The organism is Campylobacter sp. RM16190, assembly GCF_012978835.1.
Lineage (GTDB): Bacteria > Campylobacterota > Campylobacteria > Campylobacterales > Campylobacteraceae > Campylobacter_A.
Map to the genome: position 1 here is coordinate 234,484 of NZ_LIWS01000004.1, position 24,062 is coordinate 258,545.

The 24,062-nt window shown below is 32.8% G+C and carries 26 protein-coding genes and 1 pseudogene; 17 read left to right on the forward strand and 10 right to left on the reverse strand.

Annotated elements, in window-relative coordinates:
- The first annotated feature begins 5 nt into the window (after window positions 1-5).
- Together CDOM16190_RS06460 and CDOM16190_RS06465 are read left to right on the forward strand one after the other, a co-directional pair.
- Window positions 6-665 (forward strand): hypothetical protein, encoded by a 660-nt coding sequence (locus CDOM16190_RS06460; protein ID WP_170019394.1) that lies wholly within the window; start codon window positions 6-8, stop codon window positions 663-665.
- Window positions 665-1,102, forward strand: a complete 438-nt coding sequence (locus tag CDOM16190_RS06465; RefSeq protein ID WP_169973114.1) for a hypothetical protein — start codon at window positions 665-667, stop codon at window positions 1,100-1,102. Before CDOM16190_RS06460 ends, CDOM16190_RS06465 begins: the two co-directional genes overlap by 1 nt.
- A gap of 63 nt (window positions 1,103-1,165) precedes the next feature.
- Here CDOM16190_RS06465 and CDOM16190_RS06470 read toward each other — a convergent pair whose 3' ends face one another.
- From CDOM16190_RS06470 to CDOM16190_RS06495, 6 genes are all read right to left on the reverse strand, one after another.
- On the reverse strand, window positions 1,166-1,390 hold the full coding sequence (locus CDOM16190_RS06470) for a hypothetical protein (protein ID WP_170019395.1): 225 nt from the start codon (window positions 1,388-1,390) through the stop codon (window positions 1,166-1,168).
- An 89-nt stretch (window positions 1,391-1,479) separates the two neighbouring features.
- Entirely contained in the window at window positions 1,480-1,959 is a 480-nt protein-coding gene (locus tag CDOM16190_RS06475; protein WP_170019396.1) for a hypothetical protein, read from the reverse strand.
- Window positions 1,960-2,052: 93 nt separating this feature from the next.
- Window positions 2,053-2,253, reverse strand: a complete 201-nt coding sequence (locus CDOM16190_RS06480) for a hypothetical protein (RefSeq protein ID WP_170019397.1) — start codon at window positions 2,251-2,253, stop codon at window positions 2,053-2,055.
- Between the two features lie 76 nt (window positions 2,254-2,329).
- Window positions 2,330-2,785 carry a hypothetical protein gene (locus tag CDOM16190_RS06485; RefSeq protein ID WP_170019398.1) on the reverse strand — a complete coding sequence of 152 codons (456 nt, stop codon included), beginning with the start codon at window positions 2,783-2,785 and terminating at the stop codon, window positions 2,330-2,332.
- Entirely contained in the window at window positions 2,785-2,952 is a 168-nt protein-coding gene (locus CDOM16190_RS06490; RefSeq protein ID WP_170019399.1) for a hypothetical protein, read from the reverse strand. Before CDOM16190_RS06490 ends, CDOM16190_RS06485 begins: the two co-directional genes overlap by 1 nt.
- A gap of 61 nt (window positions 2,953-3,013) precedes the next feature.
- Window positions 3,014-3,883: a helix-turn-helix transcriptional regulator gene (locus CDOM16190_RS06495; RefSeq protein ID WP_249934128.1), complete on the reverse strand. Its 870-nt coding sequence runs from the start codon at window positions 3,881-3,883 to the stop codon at window positions 3,014-3,016.
- 103 nt (window positions 3,884-3,986) lie between these two features.
- Between CDOM16190_RS06495 and CDOM16190_RS06500 the strand changes: the two genes are divergently transcribed.
- From CDOM16190_RS06500 to CDOM16190_RS06520, 5 genes are all read left to right on the forward strand, one after another.
- Window positions 3,987-4,634 carry a hypothetical protein gene (locus CDOM16190_RS06500; RefSeq protein ID WP_170019400.1) on the forward strand — a complete coding sequence of 216 codons (648 nt, stop codon included), beginning with the start codon at window positions 3,987-3,989 and terminating at the stop codon, window positions 4,632-4,634.
- A 73-nt stretch (window positions 4,635-4,707) separates the two neighbouring features.
- On the forward strand, window positions 4,708-5,112 hold the full coding sequence (locus tag CDOM16190_RS06505) for a hypothetical protein (protein WP_169973124.1): 405 nt from the start codon (window positions 4,708-4,710) through the stop codon (window positions 5,110-5,112).
- Window positions 5,113-5,428: 316 nt separating this feature from the next.
- Window positions 5,429-6,112 (forward strand): sce7726 family protein, encoded by a 684-nt coding sequence (locus CDOM16190_RS06510; protein WP_170019409.1) that lies wholly within the window; start codon window positions 5,429-5,431, stop codon window positions 6,110-6,112.
- 39 nt (window positions 6,113-6,151) lie between these two features.
- Window positions 6,152-7,684, forward strand: coding sequence for an AAA family ATPase (locus tag CDOM16190_RS06515; protein WP_170019421.1), 1,533 nt, complete (start codon window positions 6,152-6,154; stop codon window positions 7,682-7,684).
- Entirely contained in the window at window positions 7,674-9,032 is a 1,359-nt protein-coding gene (locus tag CDOM16190_RS06520) for a vWA domain-containing protein (protein ID WP_170019423.1), read from the forward strand. Before CDOM16190_RS06515 ends, CDOM16190_RS06520 begins: the two co-directional genes overlap by 11 nt.
- A gap of 49 nt (window positions 9,033-9,081) precedes the next feature.
- Here the strand turns inward: CDOM16190_RS06520 and CDOM16190_RS06525 are convergent, their stop codons facing one another.
- From CDOM16190_RS06525 to CDOM16190_RS06540, 4 genes are all read right to left on the reverse strand, one after another.
- On the reverse strand, window positions 9,082-10,179 hold the full coding sequence (locus CDOM16190_RS06525; protein WP_170019425.1) for an HP0729 family protein: 1,098 nt from the start codon (window positions 10,177-10,179) through the stop codon (window positions 9,082-9,084).
- Between the two features lie 48 nt (window positions 10,180-10,227).
- Entirely contained in the window at window positions 10,228-10,464 is a 237-nt protein-coding gene (locus CDOM16190_RS06530; RefSeq protein WP_170019427.1) for a hypothetical protein, read from the reverse strand.
- 37 nt (window positions 10,465-10,501) lie between these two features.
- Entirely contained in the window at window positions 10,502-11,665 is a 1,164-nt protein-coding gene (locus CDOM16190_RS06535) for a YcjF family protein (protein ID WP_170019429.1), read from the reverse strand.
- 258 nt (window positions 11,666-11,923) lie between these two features.
- Complete coding sequence (locus CDOM16190_RS06540; protein WP_170019430.1) at window positions 11,924-12,499, reverse strand: hypothetical protein; 576 nt, start codon at window positions 12,497-12,499, stop codon at window positions 11,924-11,926.
- A 1,013-nt stretch (window positions 12,500-13,512) separates the two neighbouring features.
- On the opposite strand from CDOM16190_RS06540, the gene CDOM16190_RS06545 reads away from it, so the two are divergent.
- From CDOM16190_RS06545 to CDOM16190_RS06590, 10 genes and pseudogenes are all read left to right on the forward strand, one after another.
- Entirely contained in the window at window positions 13,513-14,874 is a 1,362-nt protein-coding gene (locus CDOM16190_RS06545) for a COG3014 family protein (protein WP_170019431.1), read from the forward strand.
- 6 nt (window positions 14,875-14,880) lie between these two features.
- On the forward strand, window positions 14,881-15,270 hold the full coding sequence (locus CDOM16190_RS06550) for a YcfL family putative periplasmic lipoprotein (protein WP_170019432.1): 390 nt from the start codon (window positions 14,881-14,883) through the stop codon (window positions 15,268-15,270).
- Window positions 15,267-15,893: a penicillin-binding protein activator LpoB gene (gene lpoB, locus CDOM16190_RS06555; RefSeq protein WP_170000877.1), complete on the forward strand. Its 627-nt coding sequence runs from the start codon at window positions 15,267-15,269 to the stop codon at window positions 15,891-15,893. Before CDOM16190_RS06550 ends, lpoB begins: the two co-directional genes overlap by 4 nt.
- A 47-nt stretch (window positions 15,894-15,940) precedes the next feature.
- The gene (locus tag CDOM16190_RS06560) at window positions 15,941-17,272 is read left to right on the forward strand and encodes a DUF6844 domain-containing protein (RefSeq protein ID WP_170019433.1); all 1,332 of its coding nucleotides are present in this window, start codon (window positions 15,941-15,943) and stop codon (window positions 17,270-17,272) included.
- 9 nt (window positions 17,273-17,281) lie between these two features.
- Window positions 17,282-18,478 (forward strand): hypothetical protein, encoded by a 1,197-nt coding sequence (locus tag CDOM16190_RS06565; protein WP_170019434.1) that lies wholly within the window; start codon window positions 17,282-17,284, stop codon window positions 18,476-18,478.
- 468 nt (window positions 18,479-18,946) lie between these two features.
- Window positions 18,947-21,727 (forward strand): nitrate reductase catalytic subunit NapA, encoded by a 2,781-nt coding sequence (napA, locus tag CDOM16190_RS06570; RefSeq protein WP_170019435.1) that lies wholly within the window; start codon window positions 18,947-18,949, stop codon window positions 21,725-21,727.
- A gap of 2 nt (window positions 21,728-21,729) precedes the next feature.
- Window positions 21,730-22,485, forward strand: coding sequence for a ferredoxin-type protein NapG (gene napG / locus CDOM16190_RS06575; RefSeq protein WP_170019436.1), 756 nt, complete (start codon window positions 21,730-21,732; stop codon window positions 22,483-22,485).
- Entirely contained in the window at window positions 22,485-23,276 is a 792-nt protein-coding gene (gene napH / locus CDOM16190_RS06580) for a quinol dehydrogenase ferredoxin subunit NapH (RefSeq protein WP_170019469.1), read from the forward strand. Before napG ends, napH begins: the two co-directional genes overlap by 1 nt.
- Window positions 23,277-23,810 (forward strand): nitrate reductase cytochrome c-type subunit, encoded by a 534-nt coding sequence (locus tag CDOM16190_RS06585; protein ID WP_170019438.1) that lies wholly within the window; start codon window positions 23,277-23,279, stop codon window positions 23,808-23,810.
- Between the two features lie 2 nt (window positions 23,811-23,812).
- Window positions 23,813-24,062: pseudogene (locus tag CDOM16190_RS06590) on the forward strand (4Fe-4S ferredoxin); the annotation flags it as partial.

Consider the following 24,062-nt stretch of genomic DNA (forward strand, 5'->3'; position numbering starts at 1 on the left):
AAAATATGTTTGGTCTTTTAACTACAGCCGTAAGTGCTGCTTGTAGTTTTATAAGTAGTTGTGCGAGTACTATAGGCGGGGCAATAGCAACTGCCGCTACTACTCTTGCGCCGTATATATCAAAGGCATTGGAAGTTGTTTCTACTATTGTAGATATTGCGAAGGCTTTAGGAATTATAGGGAACGAAACGGATCCTAAGGAACTAGGTTATCAGGCAACGCATTCAGATAAAAGTCCTGAGGATTTTCAAAGCTATAAAGACTATATGAAGCATATACAAAGCATAGAGGTTGATAAAGAAAAGCTAGAAAATGCAAACGATGCGGAAAAATTGGCTTATCTTTCAATCGGTTCTGCGGTCGCACTAAAAGGGATAGCTGAAAATAAAGGTGTTGAGAGTATTGATCCGCATATAATGGTAAGTGTATCTAAATTTGGAGGAAGTCTGGAGAGTCAAAATTTAGCTTTGGATAAACACTTAGAAGTTTTTAAAAGTAGTTCCGATACCGATAGGCTTGCCGGATACATTGACGGAAATTTAGAAAGTGCAAAAGATAAAATTTTTATATCTGATAGATTGAACGATATATATAAAAAACTAAATCCGGAAATGAGTGAAAAGGAAATTTACCAGAAAGTTGTTAATATGGAGGGGAGTAATTAATGTATGAGTTTATAATAACTCTAGAAAAGGATAAAATTTCTGTTTGCGAGTTTAAAAAAGGTAAATTTGAAAAACTAAAGAATAACGGTGAATTTTGGCAAAAATTTGATGATGAAAGTTTTTGGGTTTGGTTTAGGAAAAAGACCGAAATTAAAGAGAATAATCATTGCGCCTTTGTTATTTTAACTGATAAGAGTGATTTTTTAATCCCTGAAGATATAAATATAAAGGATAGTTTTGAGTTAACCAATGAAAATGTCAAAGACTTTTTTAAAGGCGGTGTGCCTGAAAAGTTAAAGTTAATTTCATACCCGGATGGATTTAGCGATAATATTTATGAACCCAAAAAACAGGATATCGAGGTTTTATCGGATAAAGAGTGTGACGATTTAGTAAGCTATTTTAAAATAAAAACCAAAGAATATGAGTCAAGATAAGATAATATTTGAGAGGAAATTCTCTCAAATATTATTTTCTTTTATTAAATACTTTTTAATTTTTCAAAATTCATTTAATATCTTCCTTAAATTTTCATTGATGTGAAGATCTAAAAAACTATTGCCGTTTGATAATTTACTTAGCTTTGATTTGATGATATTTTTAACATCATAAAGCGCAAGTTTGGCTTTTGCTAAGCCAATATAAAGCTGAATAAGCTTTAGACTAGCGCTTAAACTTTCGACTTCATCATCAATCATATCTCCAATTTGACCTAGTAATTGCAAAATTCGCCAATACTAAGGTTTTTTGAAATAACCTCTTCAGCTTTTTGTTTGATTTTATAAAAAAGTTTATATCATTAAAATATTTTTTACTATAAATTTTGTTTAGATTTTCCTATAAAAAAAGAACAACCTATCAATAATACACTTAAGCAAATACCACCTGTGGTTTTTATAGTGTCCAATAAAAAATTCTTATTTTCACTATCTTTGGCGCCCATTTTTTCCAATAGATACTTTATGTTTTCTATAATATATTGTTCGTCTTCTTTGCATAACTTATTATCTTTTAACTTATCTCCAAGTATGTCTATTATTTTTTTGTATGATTCCAGTATATCATTTTGGCTATTGCTATTTTCTTTTAGTATTGAATCATGCATGCTTCTTAGGTGATCAGTGATACCACGGGAAAACTCTATCTGCGCTGGAATTTGCTCTAAAATTTTAATTAAAACATCTTTATTTATTTGCGGTATTTTTGATACAAGTTCTTGCATCTTTTCTTTTGATAAATTTTCAAAATTATTTATTTTTGTTTCCTTTTTAACACTTTCTATTGTTGCCAGCATATTTTCCTCCTCTAGTTTGTTTTTGATTAAATAATTATTTAAATTATACAACTAAAAACTTTATGTATGCTTTTAGACAACAAAAGCTTTTTGCTACTTAAACACACCTTTTATACTTGATATTATTGATTGAACGCCGACTATATCATTTGTTTTACTTAACTTATCACTGCCACACTTTGGGCATTTTGACTCCAGTCCCCAGCTTGCATCAACCACATCACTTTTAGGATAATAAACCTTGCTCCATCCGCATTGTTCGCATACTTTTTTAAATGGCTTTGGTCTTATCATTATAGCTCCTTTAGTTTACAATTATATAGTTATTTGTAGATATTAATCAATAAAATCCAGTAGTTATTTATGGTATTTATGTTTTTGCCCAACTATTTTTAAAAAATATTAAATCCAATACGAAAGCTTGCTCTTCTATGCTATAAGAGCAGTAGTTGTTTGATTTTACAATTATCCCATCAAGTTTGTTTAGCATTAGATCTAAATTTTCTTTTAATAGTTTTAATTCGAACATCAGTCCTTTTCCATCTATGGTTTTTAGTTTTGAGTCTATTATCTTTATTAGCTCTTCTTCTTGCGGTATAGTATAAATCTTTGCAGGAAGGTTGTATATCTCATCAAGTGCTTCTTCTAAGTCTTTTAGTGATGATGCGAATTGATACTTCGCATCATCACTGATATTATTACTATTTTTTAGAGTATTATCCATATTATTGATATCTAAATCTATTTTGCTGCTATTTTCAAGATACTTTTTAAGTCCATATCCTGTAGCAATAATAGAGATAGCACCAATAGCATATCTAAGCATTATGAGTTCTCTATGATTTCGTCATCTTCCTCTAGTATAGACACCTTTGATCTTTTATCTTCATCACTAAAGATATCAAAGTCCCCAAACTCACCCTCTGCAACATATCTTCCTATTCCATAGCCTACGGCTATAAGCAGAGCTCCTGTAAATATACGTCCAAGCATTTTTCATCCTTTCAAATGTAATTTCAGATGAAAATTTAACATCTCCTTCTGACAGGTTGTGTCAGGATATATAATCTTTTAAAATTTTTACTAGTTTTTCATGTAAATATACAGGAGACACTATCTTTATAAATGGTATCCAGTACTTAACTACTTTTAAAATTTCATCATCATAAGACACATTTGTTGATATTATCAAACTGTTTTGCGTTTGAGAGATGATTTTTTTATTTGGGAGTATCTCTTTGCGTAAGAAGTATTTGGCGGCTTCGGGTTTAATCTCTAAGGTAACTTCGATAGACTCATTGGAGAACCAATTTGTGTTATTTGCTTTGATTTTTTCTATAAATTCACAATTTGGATTAAAGATATTATCGGTTATCTTTAAATTACTAATCTTTTCAAGAGTAAAATTTTTAAGCTTACCGTTATCATCTGCCAGTAGATACCATATACCGTTATTATTAATAAGCTTATAGGGATTTAAAACCCTATCTTTATCATTATATCTACACTTTATCTGTTTATTGGCTATTATCATAGCGCTTAGCTCTTCAAATTTCTTTTTATCGTTTTGAGAATTTTGAAAGCCTTGATGCTTTATTAGGTAGGCTTGATTTATTTTTTCATTTAACAGCTCCGCTATAAAACTATTTTCAAGGGATGGAAACATGGATTTGATGCCGCAAAGAGTAGCAAACTTTTGTATATCTTTAAAGCTTAAGTTGCCAAGCACGCAAGGGTCTATAAAATATGATCCGTTTTCTTTTTCTATGGGTAAAAGACTAAGTCTTTCCATGTCTCTTCTTGCTGTTCTTTCAGATATGCCAAACTCATCCATTAGATCTTTAAGTGTAAAAGTGTCGGAATTGTTGAGTTTCATTATTATATGAGCTAGTCTTACTTGGAGTTTGTCGTATTGGTTTTTCAAGATATTCTCCTTTTTTTTGTAATTTTATCAAATTTTAAAAATTTATGACACGCCCTGTCAATAAGCTAGTGCATAATTTTATAAAATATTTAAGGAGATTAACATGGACACGAAAGCATTAGTAGCTGAGCTTAACAAGGCTATTTATATAGCCAAGCAAGAGGATATGGGTGAGTTTGTAAGAAAATATACACAGAGACTAAATGATCTATCTCTTACGAAGATGGAGCCTAATGAGGATGAGCTAGAGATTGACGAGATGATGTATAAAGATAAATTTGGAGTTTTTGGAGATGTTGCCTGCAAAACTCTATATAAGGTTAAAAGCCTTATGGGGTTTGATGAGTATGAGGATATAGATGAGGATATCATAGATCATATAAATGATTTTTCAGAAGCCGTAGATGCCTTATATCTACCAAATAGGCTTAATAAAATTTATGATCAATTTTTGAAAGATGATGGAAGTGATGGATCTAATTATCAAAATATTAAAAACCAAATCGACGAAATAGAGGCAAATTTTGATAAAAGCAATCTGCCTAAAATATCAAGAGAGATTGCATGGAGTGTTTTAAAGATTCAGTCATTAATATCAACTCATAATTTTTCAGTAAGTCTAAATAATAAAAGCTATTTAACCGGCATAAATAACAAGTTTAAAGATCTAAAAGATATACACAAAAAGCTTTTAGCTAGTGCGGATAGTTATAGACTTAAGGTTTTGGGAGTAAAAGAGATAATTGGCTAAAGCAATATTGTGATTGAATATATTTTTTGGATATCGAACATAAATTAATATTTAATAGAAAGGTAGTATGGCGATGTTAAGATTTGAAACCGAAAGTATCGAAGAAGCAAGTAAAAAACTTTGTGAAATAATGAATAACTACAAAGAGTTTGATATAGAGCATATAAATAAAGAAATAAAGGCTCTTGATAAAAAAGTAAGTGATTTTAGTGGCTCAGTTAGTCCTAGTGAAAAATTTTTAACTTTTATGATAATTGATAGATTGAAAGAGATAAAAAAAGCTATAGATAGCCAAGATATAAAGGCAAAAGTTGGTGATCTTCTACATGAATATAGAAGTCTTAGTCCTGATGAGCTTGATGCAAAAATTGCAGATATGGAGGCTAGACATAAAAACTATCAGCTTGGTTTTCAGGATGTTAGAGAGTATGTTTTAAATAAGATGCTCTTGGATGGATTAAAGATTATTAAAGAATAAAAAACTTTAATATCTTTTAAAAACAAATAATATAGAGTATGGATAGGATATAGTTTCTACTCTATATTATTTTATTAACTCAATAAGACATTAATTATAAAATCTTTATATCTTTAAGCGGTATTCAATAAATTTATTCAATTAAATTGTCATATAATGCATAATCTTATTTATACTTTTGAGTATGTGTGACTTTAAAACATTATATTTTTCAATACACTAAATTTTATTTTGTAAATCCCGAAAATATCTTATTTGATGACATAGCCTGTCAAAGTAACGCATTAAAATAACAAAAAATAAAAAAGGTTGGCAATTGAAAGTTTTATTAGAAAAAGGTATAAAAATTAAACTTATAAAATACCTATATAGTAAAAATCTGAACTCGGTTATAGTTCCTGAAATAGGTCTTGGCGGAGATGAGTTTTTGCAAATCAATGCAATGGCTGATATTGTTGAACTAAATAACGAAATTACAATATATGAAATAAAGTCTGCTAGAGACAGCTTGGCTCGTCTCAAACATCAAATAAGTCACTATTTAAAATATGCAAATAGGGTTTTTGTTGTAATTGATGAGAAATTTATAAATAAGCTTCAAATTCCGGATCAAGTAGGTATTTTGGTTGTTAGTGACAATAAAATTATTGAGCAAAGACCTGCAACGAGCTCTCAAATGGAAGTTGAGTTTTATCTAAAGCATTGGTGGAGTATTGAGCGTAGAAAAGCCTTTCGTGGCTTTAAAACCGGAAGTTTTGCAAATTTAAGTAAATCCAAAGAGACTGCACTTCACTACTTTTCTAATCAACAAATTGCCGATTTAACAATAGCAAGACTGAAACAACGCTACAAGGATGAGAGTGATCTTATTAGAAAGCTGATTTTAGAAAAAAGATACTATAAACTTTTTCCTCACAGAGATTTAAACCCAAAAGAAATGAAAATAGAACCTATGGTTAGAATGAGCAAAGGAAAAATAGAGTTTTTAACTAAAATTTGATGATAAAAGAGTAGCAACAAATATAACAAGGAGCCAAATATGACAAACAAAGAGAGATTTTCTAAACTTTTGGAGATTTTAAACGAAGGACTAATTGAAAAAGAGCAGGCGATTTCACTAACACTTTTAAGCTTGATTGCCGGCAAAAGTATCTTTTTGTTTGGACCACCTGGCACTGCTAAAAGCCTTGTAGCCCGTAGAGTTTCTAAAGCTTTTGCAAGCGATAAGTTTTTTGATTATTTAATGAATAGATTTAGTACACCAGAAGAAATTTTTGGACCACTTAAACTAAGTGAGCTTAGAAAAGATAGGTTGGAGCGTCAAATAAAGGGATTTTTGCCGGATGCTGATTTTGCATTTTTGGATGAAATTTGGAAAAGTAGCCCGGCAATCCTTAATTCTCTTTTGACTATAATCAATGAAAAGCGTTTTACAAATGGCAGTGATGTGATTAAAGTTCCATTAAAAGGTCTAGTTGCAGCTAGTAATGAATTTCCCCAAGAGGGTCAGGGATTAGAGGCGCTTTATGATAGATTTGTCTTGCGACTTGTAGTGCCAAGGATTGAGAAAAAATCAAATTTTAAGCTACTGTTATCCTCGCTTGGAGCAAATGAGAATATTGAAATTTCTGATGAATTGAAAATTAGCGAAGAACTTTTAAGCAAAATCATTAAAGATTCTAAAAGCATAAAAATAGGGTCTGCAATTTTAGACGTGATAGTCAATATAAAAAATAAAATAACCAAGTATAACAATAATATACAAAAGCAAGATGAGACAGAAATTGAATTGAGTGATGATATTAAGATAATAGATATAAGTGAAAGGCGATGGATAAATATTATGGGGTTGCTTCGTGTAAGTGCGGTAGCAAATGATAGGCAAAATATTGAACTATCGGATGTTTTATTGCTAAAGCATACTTTATGGGAAGATGAATCACAGATACAAGCTATATCTCAAATTATTGATGAAGCGATTAGTAAAAAAATAGCACAAGTTACAAATTTTGATGGCTATAAAAATACTTTAGATAGTGTTGCTGAGGTTTTTAAAAGACAAGAGTACTATGATGGAGTTAAAACAATAGATAAAGAAGCGTATTTAAAACTAAACATTGACGGTGAATTTTATGCTAATTTGGATGGATTAAACAGTGGAAATCTAAATCCGGCTTTAATGCTGAAAGATGGAGTTTTGGTTCCAAGCCAAAGCATTAAGTATAAATTTATAAAAAATGAAAATAGTCAAGAAATTACAGTTTATAATTATTCGAGCTCCACAATACCAACAAGAATAAATTATGCATTAAATCCAAGACCACCAAAAAAAGAAGAATTAGGAGATATTATCTATGCACTAGATGAACTTAAAAACAATATTGACAATAACCTCAATAGATATAAAAGCGAAGTTGAAAATTTCTTTGCTACAAACTCTAATATTTTTATATCAAAAAAAGAAAATTTAATTGCTATACAAAATATATCATCTCTAGTAGATGAGTTAGAAAGTCTAAAAATACAGACTATAAATTTAAAAAAAGAGATGGAAAAAAGCTATGTTGAGTAAGAGTTTTATAAAAAAACATAAAGAATTTGATCTTGATATAAATCTAAATTTTATTAAAGATGAATGGTTGATTTATTGTATTTTACAAGACTATTCGTTTTGCGTAAATTATATTATAGAATCAAAACAAAAAGAAGAAAAACATTTAGAACAAAATTTGCAAAGATACCAGAGTATAAGCGATGAAGATTTTAGCGATGAAGATCTATATTCTTTGCTTGAAGATATGCAGGATAACATTAGTGATTTTAATTCAAGTCTATATGTGGCAGATAACTTAAGTAAAGATAGGTTGATTAGTCATAAAAACTACTTACTAGAGTTGTATTCCGAGCTCATAGAAAAGGAATTTATAAACATAAAACAAAATCATATAAATAAGGTTAAGAAGCTATGCGTTCAAACTGATATATCCGCTTTGAGCTCTTTGGCGTCTGAATTATTTGAGATACAACAAGAAGAAAATAGTAAAATGCATGGCGCAGGAAACAATAAAACGCTTAGCAAAAAGCAAAAATTAGTTCTTGATAAATATATAAAAATGTTAAAACAAAACGAGATAAAAACACTATGTGATATGCTTGGTAAAAATTTTAAAACAGGCAATGGAAAAACAAAGCTAAATTATTCCAATAAGGGTAATCTGAATAAATTTGTAAAAGAGCAGATTAGCGGTGTCACTCTTGGGCATGATCTTGAGAATGCTTTACCAAGCGAACTTGCTTTGATTGATGATCCTGATTTTGGAATTTTATTTGATATAAAATTTGTTGAGAATAGACTATTTTGCTTTGAAAAACAAGGATTTGTCCATAAGGATAGTGTTGGTTTTGAATCCAATAATTACGGGAAAAGTGGCCCCATTATACTTTGTATTGATACAAGTGGAAGCATGCTTGGTGAACCTGAAAATATTTCAAAGGTCTTAGCACTTTTTATTTCAAAACTTGCTACTAAAAATAAAAGGGATGTTTTTTTAATCAATTTTGGTATTAATACCGAGTTATTAGATTTTAGTTTGCCTGCAAATTTAATAACATTAACTAATTTTTTGAGCAATAGGTTTGGTGGAGGAACAGACATAAATCCTGCTATAAAAATAGCTTGTGAGATTATAAAGTCTAATCCAAAATTTAAAAATTCAGATGTTCTTGCAATTAGCGATATGCAGTTTGAAGAGATTAATCAAATAAAGCCAAAAGGTATCAAATTTTATGGATTAGTTGTAGATTGCTATGGGAGTAATTTAAATTTAGATCCGTTTTTTGATGAATTATATCAATACGATTGTAATCAAAAGAGCATAAAAAAGATTACAAATAAGAATCGTAAATCAGCTTTAATTTAATTTGGCTATATAGATGTAAAAATAATAATATAAACTTTAATTATTAAACTTAACTAATCCCCTTCTTAACTTCCGCTACCGCTTTTAAAAGTTTGCTTAATATACTATCTTGACCGACCCCGATAATCTTAGCTCTAAGATTTATTACATCTGTTATTTTGGGAGCTTTGGCGTGAACAGTTTCGTTTCTTATATCTTGAAGCTCGCTGATTACTTTAGGAAAGGTTTTAGTTATATAGTTTTCTAGTTTGCTGCCAGTTAGAGCTTTTTGCACTGGATAGTTTTTAAGTAAAAATTTATAAGTACCCAAATTTGGTTTATTGGTAAAAATATCGCTTAGAGTGTAGTTTATGCCTTGAACCGAGTAGGATATATCTAAAATTTTAGAATTTTTATTTGCCAGTTCTTTAAAAAGAGCCTTTGCAAACATATAAATTTCTTGCTCCATGGTCTTTGAGTATTTGACAACTACCGAGCTAAAATCATATAGAGGATTTTGTTTATTGGCTTGATATTCAAGTTCGGCGGAGATTATATTTTCTATGGAGTCAGGATGCATGAGATTAATAAGTTTGCTTCCAAAGCTATAGTTTATAAGATTGTCTTTTACAGACAAAAATTCTTGTGACTTATAAACATTTGTATAAAATCTCGTATCGTTAGAAAAGTAATTAATATCTTGTTTCATATCTACCATTAGAGGATATACATAGGCATTTCCATAGATAGCATAGGTGTGATTATTAAAGTTTGGAGTTGTAAAATTTGCTAAATAGTTATCCCTTATGCTTTCAAAATCATTTCTAACAAGCTCTCTTATATCGCTTATAATAAACCATTTTTCTACATCAAGCCCTTTTTCTTTATAATAGCTTGGAGCAATGTCGCTCATGTCATCATTTGTGACTTTTATAACCTTCGCTACAAATAGGCTTGAGTAATCTGTTAAAAAGAGTTGCAAGAAGTTATCTTTATCAGTGGATTGATAAATTTCTTTAAGCTTATATTCAAAGTTATGCTCCATATCTCTAAATTTGACTCTTATTTTACCAAAAGCAACTTCTTCTTTGTCAATAAGGACTTTTAGGTGCTGCTCTATAACGTCACTTTGATAATATGGATTATAGAGTATAAGGATGTTTTTCATGAAGTTCCTTTGTAAATTTAATGTTTTTAGTTATTGATAAAACTATATTCAATAATCTTTCAATAAATATTCAGGATTATTGGTAAAATTATATTTAATTCTTAAAATGATTTTATCCATTTTAGTAAGTTTTCTATTCTCCAATTCCTTACTCCCGCACTTGGGGCAGTATTCTGGAATCTGTTCCATATCCGAAAGTCTTAAGCAATCGCTTGAAAATTGAATAACCTTATAAAATCCACATTTTAAACAGCAGATTTTAAAAGGCTGTGGCTTAACCGGCATTTTAGCTCCTTCTAGAAGTGTCTTAACACATAGTGTGTTAAGACATATTTTTTTGTTTATTTATATACTCTTCTATTATACTAGATGTTAAATTTGACATAAGATCAAAGTCTCCACTATAAATAAGTTCAAAATTATCATTTAAAAAGGCCAGATATGCATTTCCTATCAATTTAGTTACAGAGCCTGCAACTACAGCATTAAATGATGTTCCAGCTATTGTTCCTACTGCAGGTATCAGTTTTAACATATTGCCAACTACAGCTCTAGTGCCAAATCCTATTCCGGCAGCAACTACAAAAGAGCCCGTTAGTTTGGCTATACCTTCTGGAGAAACATCAAATCCATAAATACTTGTAATATGAGTTATCATGGCCAATTGATTAGGAAGTAGTAATGCAATATCACTAAAAGGAATAGGTGATAATGCGATGGCTGAGGCAGCTGTTGAATATTTATTAATAATCCCTAAAGCAGCCTCTTCCTTAATTTTCTTGTTATATTGCTGCTCTCTGGCAAAAGCTTGCTTTGATGCCTCAGGTAGTTTATCGCAAGTTTTTTTTATAAGCTCATCTATACCTATTATCTTCTTTACGTCACCATCGTCATCTTCAACCTTCATGGCTCTTACTCTTTGTATTATGGCATCACTAATTTGAAACTCCTCTTTAACTATATCAGAAAATTTATGACCATTTTCATCTTTATCCTGCTGAGACTTTGTGATAGCGACTATGGTTGTATATGATTTTTCTTTAAAAAGATTAAATAGTCTTTTTTCGCCCTCCTCTATTCTTCTGCCAGGCTCTGCAATACAAAACCACACTATATTTATTTGAGAATTAGCATCTTTTTTTGCATTTTCGTCTAAAAAATTTTTAATGTTTTCAAAAGTAGTCTCAAAATCTTTCATTTCGAGACCTTTTGTATCATATATAGTAAAGCATCTATTAACATCTATTCTTTGAATCTCTTGAGTTACAGGTTTTCCTGAGCCAGTTTTAGCAACATCGCTTCCAAAAACAGTATTGATGAGAGTACTTTTACCTACGCCTGTTTTCCCAACTATCAAAACATTTAGATTATTCTCGATTTCTTTTTTGGCTTCTCGAAAAATATTCCCTGCCTGTTTTGTTAGCTCAAAAAGATCTAGTTGTACTTCTTTTTGAAGTTGTTCCTCTTGATTCTTTGTGTTTTCCATAAAGTATTCTCCTATTGAATTGAAAATTATTTAATAAAATATTTATATTATATTTTATATTTGTTTATTTAAAGCTTATTTTTTGATTATTTTTGTGTTATCAAATTTTATATTTAAAATAAATATTATTGCGCTACTTCCTTTGGAGTTTTCTTATCATAATACATTTTATATACATTAAATGTATTGGCAAAAGCCGCTATGGTTCCTTGCATACTTGCAACATTATTTAGAGTTCTTAATGATTTTACACATTCATTATTTCTTAAATATTAGTCTTCTGTGTTCATTATTTATTGCTTTGCTATCCACAATAAAGTCTTTTGTTATTTCATCTAAGACTTTCATATTGTTTTCTACCATAATTTCTTTTATATATCTTAGCATAACTGTTAAGTCATCAAGATCTTTAAAATCTTTTAATACATCATTGCTTTTTAGTATTTCTTCGTTTAAACTAGAATAGTTATCAAATAGTTGAAAGCTTTTACTCTCAAAATATCTAAATTTTAAAAGCTGACTTCTTTTTATTAAATTACTACTCGAGTTATTTTTCAAAAGATTACATATCTTTAAAAGTCTTTTTTGTAATGTTTTTAATTCATCATAGAGCTCGTCTCTAATCATATAGAAAGCAATAATTTTATTTTTTATCTGAGCAAAATTATTCTTTGCATTTTCATCTTGTAGTATTTTATCAATAGAAGCAAAGGAGCTACTATTTATATAGTTCTTTAGCTGTGCTGTTTGAAACAATCTATTTTTACTAAAATACATCATAAGAATATATCCGATTGCTAAAATTATAACTCCATATAAAACATAAATATACATTACTTTCCTTTCTTTATATAACTTATAATGGAAATTTAACATATTAATATGACAGGTTGTGGCATGAATTCACTTTATATATCATTATACTATATACTATGAATTTTAGAGGCTATTTTTATAATTAGATGTTGCTCAATTTTGAACATTTTGTATAATAAGCATACTTTTATTGATTCTTTTTTTGTGGCTTTGTTCAGTTTGTATAACTCTTGTTGAAAATCGAAAAAAAGTTTTTCAGTCTCTTTAATTTTTGATATTTTCTTTTAACTATAACTTTTTTAAACTACACTCATCTTCACAATAACATACGTGTTAATGAGGAACTCTTTAATTTATTACTTTTCTATTTCTAACTTTTTTATCTGTTTTAATTGTAAGCTATTGTTGATTTTTGTAAAAGTATGTTAAAATAAAAACTTGCAATAAGACTCATAGTTTTAAAATAAAAAGTAAATAAGGGACTAATTGAAGGACTTTTTGAAACTTAAAGTTTTAAATATCTATTTAACCTTCATTTAAATAGCATATTCGGGTGACCTCGCCCCCATTTAAATTTTTCTTTGGATTTAAATATCTTCTTTTATTCTAGCTAATACCTTACTGTAGGATTTTATTGAGTTTTGATTTTAAAAAATTATTGTTTTTAATTACTATTGTTATAATATTTTTCTGAATAATTTAGGAATAAATCAAGAGATGTTTGTAAAAAAGTATATTCAACATAAAAAATACAATTTTCAAAAAATAAAAGATTGTGGATATAGTGCATTCAAAACAATATGTAATATTTAAAAATACTAACAAAATATAAGAATATAGTAAATTATTGTCAAAAATCATTAGTTTTTAAATAATTATTTACCATATATATCTATAAAAAAATTTTTTAGAATTAATTAATATATATATATCAGTATTTTACATAACTAATCCTAATTTTATATTATATTTTAATACTCATTTTGGATATAATACATTTATTATTTATTTAAAATATAAAGGAATATTAAATGTATCATAAACATTTGTTATCTGGTTTATTGTTGGCCTTGGTCTTTAGTGGTTGCGTGAGTCAAAAATCTGCAAATTTGAATTATGAAAAAGCAATCGAAATAGGGGTCTGTGATCAAAATATTATAAATGAAAAAAAGGCTTTAGTAGAAAAAAAAGATGATGTCATTTATACAGGGTTAAATGCAGGCCTTATGACTAGAAACTGCGGGGATTATAATGCAAGCAACTATTTTTTTGATGCTGCAGAGGAATCTTATAAAGTTGATGTTGATTTAGAGGATACTGGATCAAAAGTTGGTAAAACGGTTGTAGGAACAGTTTTGAGTGACACATTATTTGACTATGATGGAAGCCTATACGAGAGAATTATGGTCAATGTCTACAAGGGTCTAAATTTTATGAGTTTAAACGATTTTGAAAATGCCAGAGTTGAGTTTAATAGAGCTCTTTTAAGACAGGATAAGGCTAAAGATTATTTTGCAGCTCAAATAGAAAAGAGTAGGGATGAGATTGAAAAAGCAAAAAAAGATCCTAATTATCAACAAAATATGAAAAATGCGGAGCAGGCTAATGCTTATTATGATACATTATTCAAAGAATTTAGCGCTTCTGAAGTTTTCACAAATCCTTATGCAACCTATCTTGCTTCAGTATTTTTCTTTATGGACAAAGACTATGTAAATGCAGCTGATAAATTTAGAGAGATTGTTATAACCCACCCTGATGATAAAAATTTTGAAGCTATTGATAAAATTTTTAAAAGTAGAGCAAATTCTGTAAAAAATAATGATGAAAACTACATATTCTTGATATATGAGGATGGTATGGGTGTAGAAAAAGACTCTTTTAATTTAACTATTCCATTTTTAATAGATTTTCAAAGAAATCAATTTGCCTCAACTAGCATATCTTTTCCGACTCTTAAAAAGCGTTTGCCAAGTTATGGTATGCTTAACGTAAACGGAGTGCAAACTTATGAAATTGCAAATTTTGATAACATTATAGCAACTGAGTTTAAGACAGAACTTCCTGGTATAATTGCCCAAACTATAGCCCAAGGTATAGTAAAAACAGTTATTAATGCTGCCGTAGCTAAAAATGATCCTACCGGCGGATTCTTAAGCATAGGCGTATCATTGGTAACTGCTTATGTTACAAAGTCAGATATCAGGTCTTGGACAGGTCTTCCTAAGACAGCTCAGGTAGCGGTTCTGAAAAATGATGGTAAATTTGAGTTGAGGACTCCTGATAATGCAATACTTAAAAGCGGCGAGATAGACAAAAACAGAGATGCTATTGTTTTTGTAAGATCTTTTAATGCACAAAGTGCACCACAAATTAAAATTATTCAAAGGTAGGACAAAATGAAGAAAATTTCAATACTTTTAGTCGTGATGTTTGTCTTTTTAGGCTGCGGATCGAAAACTCAAAATATATTTTTACAATCATATGGCGGAACAAGCTTGATCCAAGCGGATGGTATCTCGGAAAATGTTATAAGAAACGTAAGAAATAGGGTTAATAACAATGGATTGTTAGAAGCGGAAATAGTGTTTTTTAGCCCCAAATCGCAAAATATTTTTTATAAACTCACTTGGTTTGATCAGAATGGCTTTGTATTAAGAGATTCTTTGACGGATGATTATAAAACTCTTTATTTAAATAAAAATAGAGAGATTATCGTCAAATATCTTGCTTCAAATAAAGATGCAAAAACTTTTAAAATTTATATTACCAATAAGGGGACAAAATGAAAAGTAAAATTTTAACAACAGCAGTTTTGGCTGCATTTTTAATAACGGGTTGTGCTACTAATCAGCCAGTTTATACTGACGGTAAGGCTACTCAGGTTAAAAAAGGTGATGCGCTTACATTAGGACTAGATAGAGAGGACTTTGAAGTGGCTGCCGAAACTATGATACAAAGCCTGCTTGGTGATCCTGCATTTGTAAATTTGCAGCCTGGTGTTAGAAAAGTGGTGGCCATGGGTAGAGTCGTAAATGATACAGCACTTAGAATAGATACTGAAAAATTAACCGCCAAGATAACTCAAGCAATGCGCAGAAGTGGTAAATTTGTACTTACATCAGCAGTTGCGGCTGGCGGCGCACTTGATTCTATGAGTCATGATGTTAGAGAGTTGAGAAAAGATGATGAATTTAATCAAAAAACTATTGCCAAAAAAGGCGCTTTAGTGGCTCCTGATTTCTCTTTGGCAGGTAAAATTCGTCAAGACAACGTAAAGCTTAGCAATGGAAAAACACAGGTTGAGTATTTCTTTTTGTTAAGGCTTACAGATCTTAACTCAGGTCTTGTTCACTGGGAAGATGAAAAAACAATAGACAAAACAGGCTCTAGTAAGTCTGTTACATGGTAATTTGAAGTTCAAATTTTATTTTACTTTTTAAATTTAGGAGAATTAGAATGAATAAAAAGTTGTTTTTATGCGCTTTGGCTTTAATCAGCACTATGTATGCTAATGAAGCAGAGCAAGATATATCTCAGGCTGATGTGGATAGTCAAAATAATATATCACAATATACAGGGCAAAAAGACTTTAAAACTGTTGAAGATTTTTTTGATGAATTTGCTAATGAAAACAATATAAATTATGGTGAAACATTAAACGGTAGAACTTTTTATATCAGCAAAGCTGCCGCTATAGCGAAAGAGACAGATGCTGATTTTGCAAAAGCCTTGCAAAATGCTTATGAAAAGGCAATATTAAATCTTCAAGGCGAGTTTGTAAAAGATGTATATGGAAGAATTAGTGTAGAAAAGATAAATTCGTATAATCAAGATAATTCAACCAACGCTCAAGTTTTTGAGCCTACACAAAAAGGTGGTATCATATCTCAAATTTTTGATAAAATAGGACAATTAGCCGGCGCCTCATTAGACAAAGCATTAATGGATTTGGGTATAAATCCTGAAGGCCTAACGGAAGAGAAAAAGAAAGTTTTATTCAAAGAGAAATTTGTATCAAAGCAGATAACTACAGCCTTGGGAAGAATGTCCGGACTTGTCCCCGTTAAAACATTTGTTTCAAGAACCGGTAGTGGAAATTATGAAGTGGGCGTAATAGGTGTAGTTAGTGATAAAACTAGACAAATTGCTAGAGATATGCAGTTTAGGAGAAAACCTAATATAAAAGGAAATGGTAAAAATATCAAAGAGCTATTACCAGATAATGATAGGGGTTACTTAAACGAATATGGAATGCGCTTAGTTTATAACGAAAAAGGAGAGCCTGTAATATTAAGCTACGGCAACTGGGGCTTTTTACCAACTTCTAATGATTCTTATATGCTTGATAGAATGCATCAAATGGCACAAGATGCAGCATCCCAAAAGGCTGATGCGGCTATTATCGAGTTTATAAATACAATTATATCTTTTAACCGTGAGCAAGAGACAGGGGAGGAAGTCGAAAGAGCTATAAAACAAACTATAGATCTATATTCCGGGCAAACGCAAGAGGTGGAATCAAGTCCTAAAGAGATAGTTGATAAGGTAATGCAATCTATAAAATCTAAGGCAAGCGGTAATCTTAGAGGAATTAGAACTCTTAAGAGATGGTCTTATAAGGATGAAAATGGGATTCAAAGAGTTGGTGTTGTGAGAGTTTATGCTTATTCTAACTATGAGAATGCCACTAAGTCAATAGCTCCTATTGGTCAAAATTCTAAAAAATCAAGCAGTTCAAAAAAAGAAACTAGAGAATCTAAGACGGTCAATAGTATTGATGATTTTTAAGGATAAAATATGTTGAATAAAATCTTTATGATTTTGACTCTTTTTGGTTTTGTGTTAAATGTGCAGGCGGAAATTGTAAGTAAAACAGTTACTAAAACGGAGATTGGAGAAGGCTCCGGAATAACTCGCGAAGAAGCTATAAATAACGCCATTATTGAGGCTATAGGCAAAATGAATGGAGTTAGTATAAACTCTATAAAAAATTCTCAAACATTCGCTATAAGCGATAATAGCGGCAGTAAAATAACAGACTCATACAGCGAACAAATAAACAAAGCCACCAAGGGTAGAGCCGATTCTTATGAAGTTTTAAGTGTTGATCAAGATATGCAAGGCAGATATTTTGCAACCGTAGAAATTAAAAAAACTACAACTACAAAAAAATATAAGGCTCCCGGGCTAAGCGCTGATAGTCGTAGAAGTGTGGTTGTTTTTGATAAATCTTCCATAGAATATGAAAGCATTGGAAATTTAATCCATAAAAGAATAACTGCTAAATTGCTGGAAAGTCGTAAATTTAATTTGCTTGATAGGCAAAATGAGGGTTATTATGAGCTGGAAAAGAGTTTCATAAGAGATGGAGATGCACACAAAGATGAGAAGTATAAACTAGGACGAGCCCTTGCGACAGATTATATTTTGCTCTTTGAAATAAGAGGTATGGACGCTACGACAAAAACTAGCAATCTAACAGGCAAGGTTAGCAATACTATAGAGACTGTGATTGATTATGAGGTGTTGCTATTTGCTACACGTCAGGTCAAATTTTCAAATACTCTCGGTTTTAAAACTAGCCAAAAAGAAAGGGGCTTGATAGCTGAAAATGCTGTCATAGATGAGATAGCGACAAATATTGCAAAAGATATAGTAAATGCTATATATCCATTAAAAGTTGCGGATGCAAGCGCATCTGAAGTTGTTTTTACACAAAAGCTATCTGTAGGTGAAGTTTATGAGTGTTTCTCTCTTGGTAAAGCATTAAAAGATGCCTATACCAAAGAGACTACGGGCAGGGTTGAGAAACGTGTGGGTAGCGTTGAGGTATCCAGAGTGACTCCAAAAATCTCTTATGCTACGATAAAAGATGGAAAAATTTCTATAGGAGATATTTGTAGACCTTTTTCAAATGACAGCATCGGGCTTGATCAAGGAAGAGAAAGTAACTATGAGCTTAATCAAGGCGGAGGAGTTAAACTTGGTTTTTAAAATTTAGCGTGAGAAATCACGCTAAATTTTATTTTGTGAGCTACTTTTTAATATTATTCATCTAAATTTATTATAATTTAATTTTTATATTTAAGAATAAAAAATTAAATTAATGAAGTTTTATTTCTAAATTTATTTTTAATTATTAATAATTTTCTAAGAAAAATATTAGCTTTAAAACCAAAGTGTTACCAAAATACACTGATTATAAAGCTATGAAAAATTAATATCTTACCTTTTAAAATTAGAATAAGTATTAAAATATCAATATAAAAAATTATATATTGCAGGTTTTAGGAGCTATTTAAAAACTGTAAATAATAATACAACTCACTATCTAGACTAATTAAGTAAACATAAATAATAAATTAATTGATTTTAATCAATTTAAACTCAGCTTTTGTAAGCTAATATCTAAAATATAAAATAAAATTTTAAGAAAAAACTTAAAAAATTTAAGGAGAAAAGATGGATCGACGAGATTTTATTAAGAGTGCCGCTGCAAGTGCCGCTTGTGCTAGTGCCGGTATAGCGATGCCTGCTAATCTGATGGCGAATTCAAATGCCGAAAAAGGTTGGCGCTGGGATAAGGCTGCATGTCGCTTTTGCGGAACGGGATGCGGTATTATGGTTGCAACCAAGGATGGCAAGATAGTAGCCGTTAAGGGAGATCCGGCAGCTCCTGTAAACAGAGGCTTAAACTGTATTAAAGGCTATTTTAACGCTAAGATCATGTATGGAGAGGATCGTATCACACACCCGCTTCTTCGCGTAAATGAAAAAGGCGAATTTGATAAAAAGGGCAAATTTAAGCAAGTAAGCTGGCAAAAAGCGTTTGACGTAATGACCGAGCAGTTTAAAAAGGCTTACAACGAGCTTGGACCTCACGGTATAGGCGTATTTGGCTCGGGTCAATATACTGTTATGGAGGGTGTTGCTGCTGTTAAGCTTATAAAGGCCGGTTTTAGAAGTAACGCAATAGATCCAAACGCTCGCCACTGTATGGCATCTGCGGTTGTTGCGTTTATGCAGACATTTGGTATAGATGAGCCGTCAGGTTGTTTTGACGATATCGAGCTAACCGATACGGTAGTTTGCTGGGGAGCAAATATGGCTGAGATGCACCCTGTGCTTTGGGCGAGAGTTAGTGATAGAAAGCTAGCCGATCCTGAAAGAGTAAAGGTAGTAAATTTAAGTACATATTCTACCAGAACTTCAAATCTAGCCGATATTGAGATTATCTTTACACCTTCAACCGATCTTGCGATATTTAACTATATAGCTCGCGAGATAGTTTATAACCATCCTGATATGATAGATGAAGAATTTGTTAAAAAACACTGTATATTCACAACAGGACCTGCAGATATAGGATATGGCTTGAGAAACAACCCTAACCATCCAAAATATCCAAACGAAAAAGATATCCTAGAGACCGAGCTTAGAAAGAAGATAAGCGAAAATGAGGGTGTAACCCTATCTTATCTAGGGCTAAAAGCCGGCGATATTATGGAAAATAAAAACAATGCAAAAGCCGGAGCTCACTGGGAGATAAGCTTTGAAGATTTCAAAAAAGCACTTGCTCCTTATACTCTCGATTTTGTTGCTAAGCTTGCAAAAGGCGATCCAAACGAAGATTTGGAAGAATTTAAAACAAAGCTAAAAACTTTAGCCGAGCTATATATAGAAAAACAAAGAAAAGTCGTAAGCTTTTGGACTATGGGCATGAACCAACACCAAAGAGGTACATGGGTAAACGAGCAATCTTATATGATCCACTTCTTGCTTGGCAAGCAAGCGCTTCCTGGATCCGGAGCATTCTCGCTAACAGGTCAGCCTTCAGCTTGCGGAACAGCTAGAGAGGTTGGAACTTTCTCGCACCGCTTGCCTGCGGATATGGTTGTGGCAAACCCTAAACACCGTGAAATTTCTGAGAAAATTTGGAAGCTTCCAAAAGGCACGCTAAATCCTAAATCAGGGCCTCACTTTGTCCAAATCATGCGTGATTTAGAAGATGGCAAGATAAAATGGGCTTGGGTTCACGTAAATAACCCATGGCACAACACCGCAAATGCAAACCACTGGATAAAAGCGGCTCGTGAGATGGATAACTTTATCGTCGTTTCAGACCCGTATCCTGGAATTTCTGCTAAAGTTGCAGACCTTATCCTGCCAACTGCGATGATATATGAAAAATGGGGCGCATACGGTAACGCAGAGCGTAGAACTCAGCACTGGAGACAGCAAGTTCTTCCTGTGGGAGAAGCTATGTCTGATACATGGCAGATGATGGAATTTTCAAAACGCTTTAAACTAAAAGAGGTATGGAAAGAGCAAAAAGTAGATGACAAGCTAACATTACCTAATGTGCTAGAAGAGGCTAAAGCGATGGGCTATAGCGAGGAAGATACATTGTTTGACGTGTTGTTTGCAAACAAAGAGGCAAGAAGTTATGGTGCAAAAGATCCTATTATGGAAGACTATGACAACACTGAGGTATTTGGAGACAATAGAAATGTAGTTGGAAGTGACGGTAAAGTATTTAAAGGATATGGATTCTTTGTCCAAAAATACCTTTGGGAAGATTACCGTAAATTTGGTCTAGGACATGGACACGATCTTGCTGATTTTGATACATATCATAGAGTTCGCGGACTAAGATGGCCTGTGGTTGACGGTAAAGAGACTCAGTGGAGATTTAATACTAAATTTGACCCTTATGCGAAAAAAGCTGACCCGACAGCGAAATTTGCATTCTATGGAAACAAAGACGCAAAACTTCCAAGAGGAGATCTAACTAAGGCAACAAGCGGAGATGAGAAGTTCTCACTTCATAACAAGGCTAAAATTTTCTTCCGTCCTTACATGGATCCGTGCGAAATGCCTGATAGCACATATCCGCTTTGGCTATGCACAGGTCGTGTTCTTGAGCACTGGCACTCAGGCACTATGACAATGCGCGTTCCTGAGCTATACCGTGCGGTACCTGAGGCGCTTTGCTATATGCATGAACAAGATGCCGAGAAATTTGGTGTAATGCAAAACGAGATTGTTTGGGTTGAGTCTCGTCGTGGTAAGGTTAAAGCAAGGGTAGATCTAAGAGGACGCAACAAGCCGCCTGTAGGACTTGTTTATGTGCCTTGGTTCGATGAGAATGTATTTATAAATAAAGTCTGCCTAGATGCGACTTGCCCGATATCAAAAGAGACCGATTATAAAAAATGCGCGGTTAAAATTTACAAGGCATAGATATGAAAGATAGGCGCGAAGTACTCAAATTTGGCTTAAAGGCGATTAGCTTAGTGATCGCTGGAGGCTTTACTTGGAGTACGCAGACTAATCTTAAGGCTCAAACTCTCATCCTTCGCCCGCCCGGAGCAAGGGATGAGAAGGGCTTTATGGCTAGTTGTATAAGATGCGGGCTTTGCGTGGAGGCATGTCCTTTTGATACGTTAAGCCTAGCAAAGCTTGGTGATAATATAAGCTTTGGAACGCCTTATTTTACGCCAAGAGAGACGCCTTGCTACATGTGTACCGATATCCCTTGTACGGTCGCCTGTCCGACGGACGCTCTTGACGTGAAGCTCGTTAGCACCGATGATAAGCTTGATATCAACAAATCTCGCATGGGTATAGCCGTGCTTGATCCTTACAGCTGTATAGCTTTTGCGGGAATTCAGTGTGATGCCTGTTATAGAGCTTGTCCGCTTATAGATAAGGCTCTCGTGCTTGAGTATAAAAGAAACGAACGAACCGAAAAGCACGCATTCTTACTTCCCGTGGTGGATGCAAACTACTGCACGGGCTGCGGAAAATGCGAAAACGCCTGCGTAACGAAAAAAGCGGCTATTTTCGTGCTTCCAAGAGAGATCGGACTTGGCGAAGTGAATGACAACTACGTTAAAGGCTGGATAGAAGGCGATGATACGAGACTAAAAGATATAGACACCAAGATCAAGCTTGATCAAAACAAAGTCAAAGACTATCTTAACAGCGGAGAGATATGATGAAATACCTACTGCTTAGAAGAATAACTCAAATTTCCATTTTGACTCTGTTTTTGATTAGTAATCTTTACGGACTTAAAATTCTGCAAGGAAATTTAAGCTCGTCTATGATCTTTGGCACTATCCCGCTTAGTGATCCGTTTGCAGTGTTGCAGCTGTTTTTGGCCAGCTTTACACTTGCCAGCTCTGCTGCGCTTGGGGCTTTGATAGTTGTGTTGATATACGCTCTTATCGCGCCTCGTGCATTTTGCGCTTGGGTGTGCCCTGTAAATATGATAACCGATTTTGCAAGATTTGTTAGAGTAAAATTTGGCTACGACAAAGATAAAAAAGTAGTCGTGTTTTCTAAAAGCTTTCGCTACTACATACTTGCCTTTGTGCTTTTTATGTCGGTTATCATGCAAACGCCTGCATTTGAGGGAGTAAGCTTTATCGGCATAATTCAGCGCGGTATCATATACGGCGGTACGCTTTGGATATTTGTGGCTTTTGGCGTGTTTGCCATAGACGCTTTTGTAGGCGATAGACTGATATGCTCAAAGCTCTGTCCTCTTGGCGCTTTTTATGCGACGATTGGCAAATTTGCGTTTATCCGCGTAGAACATGATAGCCAAAACTGTACAAAATGCATGAAGTGCAAAGTGATATGTCCTGAAAGCCAAGTACTAGGAATAATCGGAAAAGAAAGCGGTTTGATAACCTCTAGCGAATGTATCAGCTGCGGACGCTGTATAGACGTTTGCGGCGATGACGCGTTAAAATTTAGCATAAGAAATTTAAGGAGAAAATGAATGAAAACTTTTAGGTTTGCACTTGGTGCAATGGCTGCGGCAATCATCCTTGCAGGGTGTAATGCGCCGTCAGTCGCGGACAACAAGCCAAAGGATTTGGGCGGATTAAGAAGCTCTGATGTGATGGATGAAAATTCAGTCAAGCTACTGGAGTATCAATACTCAACCGATCCTGCAGGAACTGCTAAAAACATAGAGCGCGCATTTGAAAATGCTCCTCCGATGATCCCTCACGATCTAGAAGGGCTTATCCCTATTACCAAAGATATGAATATGTGCGTAACCTGCCATATGCCTGATGTCGCCAAAGACGCCGGAGCTACGCCTCTGCCTAAATCGCACTTTTATAGCATTAGAAACAATAAGGACTTAGCAGATAAGCTAAGCGATGATAGGTTTAACTGTACTCAGTGCCACGCTCCTCAAGCAAACGTGACCGTGCCGTTTAAAAATAACTTCAAACCTGAGTTTAGAACTAAAGACGGCGCAGAGAGGTCAAACCTGCTTGATATACTAAATGACGGTGTGAGGTAAGATTGCAAGAGGCGAATAATCTCTCAAGAAGAAGACTTTTTACAAAAATTTTAGGCGCCAAAGAGCAGGCGCCTAATTTTATCGCTCCGCCGTATTTTTGCGGAGAATTTGACTGTGTAAATTGTCACGCTCCTTGTGTAAAGGCTTGCGGACGCGAGCTTTTGAGACTTGAAAATCAAAGAGTTGTTTTTGAGTTTAAAAATTTAGGTTGCAACTTCTGCAAGGATTGTGCCATAGCTTGTGAAGAGATCG

What these genes read in the sequence shown, in the direction of transcription:
- CDOM16190_RS06460 (WP_170019394.1), top strand. Translation starts at nt 6, where the DNA reads ATGTTTGGTCTTTTAACTACAGCCGTAAGTGCTGCTTGTAGTTTTATA.
- CDOM16190_RS06465 (WP_169973114.1), top strand. Translation starts at nt 665, where the DNA reads ATGTATGAGTTTATAATAACTCTAGAAAAGGATAAAATTTCTGTTTGC.
- CDOM16190_RS06475 (WP_170019396.1), bottom strand. Translation starts at nt 1,959, where the DNA reads ATGCTGGCAACAATAGAAAGTGTTAAAAAGGAAACAAAAATAAATAAT.
- CDOM16190_RS06480 (WP_170019397.1), bottom strand. Translation starts at nt 2,253, where the DNA reads ATGATAAGACCAAAGCCATTTAAAAAAGTATGCGAACAATGCGGATGG.
- CDOM16190_RS06485 (WP_170019398.1), bottom strand. Translation starts at nt 2,785, where the DNA reads ATGCTTAGATATGCTATTGGTGCTATCTCTATTATTGCTACAGGATAT.
- CDOM16190_RS06490 (WP_170019399.1), bottom strand. Translation starts at nt 2,952, where the DNA reads ATGCTTGGACGTATATTTACAGGAGCTCTGCTTATAGCCGTAGGCTAT.
- CDOM16190_RS06500 (WP_170019400.1), top strand. Translation starts at nt 3,987, where the DNA reads ATGGACACGAAAGCATTAGTAGCTGAGCTTAACAAGGCTATTTATATA.
- CDOM16190_RS06505 (WP_169973124.1), top strand. Translation starts at nt 4,708, where the DNA reads ATGTTAAGATTTGAAACCGAAAGTATCGAAGAAGCAAGTAAAAAACTT.
- CDOM16190_RS06515 (WP_170019421.1), top strand. Translation starts at nt 6,152, where the DNA reads ATGACAAACAAAGAGAGATTTTCTAAACTTTTGGAGATTTTAAACGAA.
- CDOM16190_RS06520 (WP_170019423.1), top strand. Translation starts at nt 7,674, where the DNA reads ATGTTGAGTAAGAGTTTTATAAAAAAACATAAAGAATTTGATCTTGAT.
- CDOM16190_RS06525 (WP_170019425.1), bottom strand. Translation starts at nt 10,179, where the DNA reads ATGAAAAACATCCTTATACTCTATAATCCATATTATCAAAGTGACGTT.
- CDOM16190_RS06530 (WP_170019427.1), bottom strand. Translation starts at nt 10,464, where the DNA reads ATGCCGGTTAAGCCACAGCCTTTTAAAATCTGCTGTTTAAAATGTGGA.
- CDOM16190_RS06535 (WP_170019429.1), bottom strand. Translation starts at nt 11,665, where the DNA reads ATGGAAAACACAAAGAATCAAGAGGAACAACTTCAAAAAGAAGTACAA.
- CDOM16190_RS06540 (WP_170019430.1), bottom strand. Translation starts at nt 12,499, where the DNA reads ATGTATATTTATGTTTTATATGGAGTTATAATTTTAGCAATCGGATAT.
- CDOM16190_RS06545 (WP_170019431.1), top strand. Translation starts at nt 13,513, where the DNA reads ATGTATCATAAACATTTGTTATCTGGTTTATTGTTGGCCTTGGTCTTT.
- CDOM16190_RS06550 (WP_170019432.1), top strand. Translation starts at nt 14,881, where the DNA reads ATGAAGAAAATTTCAATACTTTTAGTCGTGATGTTTGTCTTTTTAGGC.
- lpoB (WP_170000877.1), top strand. Translation starts at nt 15,267, where the DNA reads ATGAAAAGTAAAATTTTAACAACAGCAGTTTTGGCTGCATTTTTAATA.
- CDOM16190_RS06560 (WP_170019433.1), top strand. Translation starts at nt 15,941, where the DNA reads ATGAATAAAAAGTTGTTTTTATGCGCTTTGGCTTTAATCAGCACTATG.
- CDOM16190_RS06565 (WP_170019434.1), top strand. Translation starts at nt 17,282, where the DNA reads ATGTTGAATAAAATCTTTATGATTTTGACTCTTTTTGGTTTTGTGTTA.
- napA (WP_170019435.1), top strand. Translation starts at nt 18,947, where the DNA reads ATGGATCGACGAGATTTTATTAAGAGTGCCGCTGCAAGTGCCGCTTGT.
- napG (WP_170019436.1), top strand. Translation starts at nt 21,730, where the DNA reads ATGAAAGATAGGCGCGAAGTACTCAAATTTGGCTTAAAGGCGATTAGC.
- napH (WP_170019469.1), top strand. Translation starts at nt 22,485, where the DNA reads ATGAAATACCTACTGCTTAGAAGAATAACTCAAATTTCCATTTTGACT.
- CDOM16190_RS06585 (WP_170019438.1), top strand. Translation starts at nt 23,277, where the DNA reads ATGAAAACTTTTAGGTTTGCACTTGGTGCAATGGCTGCGGCAATCATC.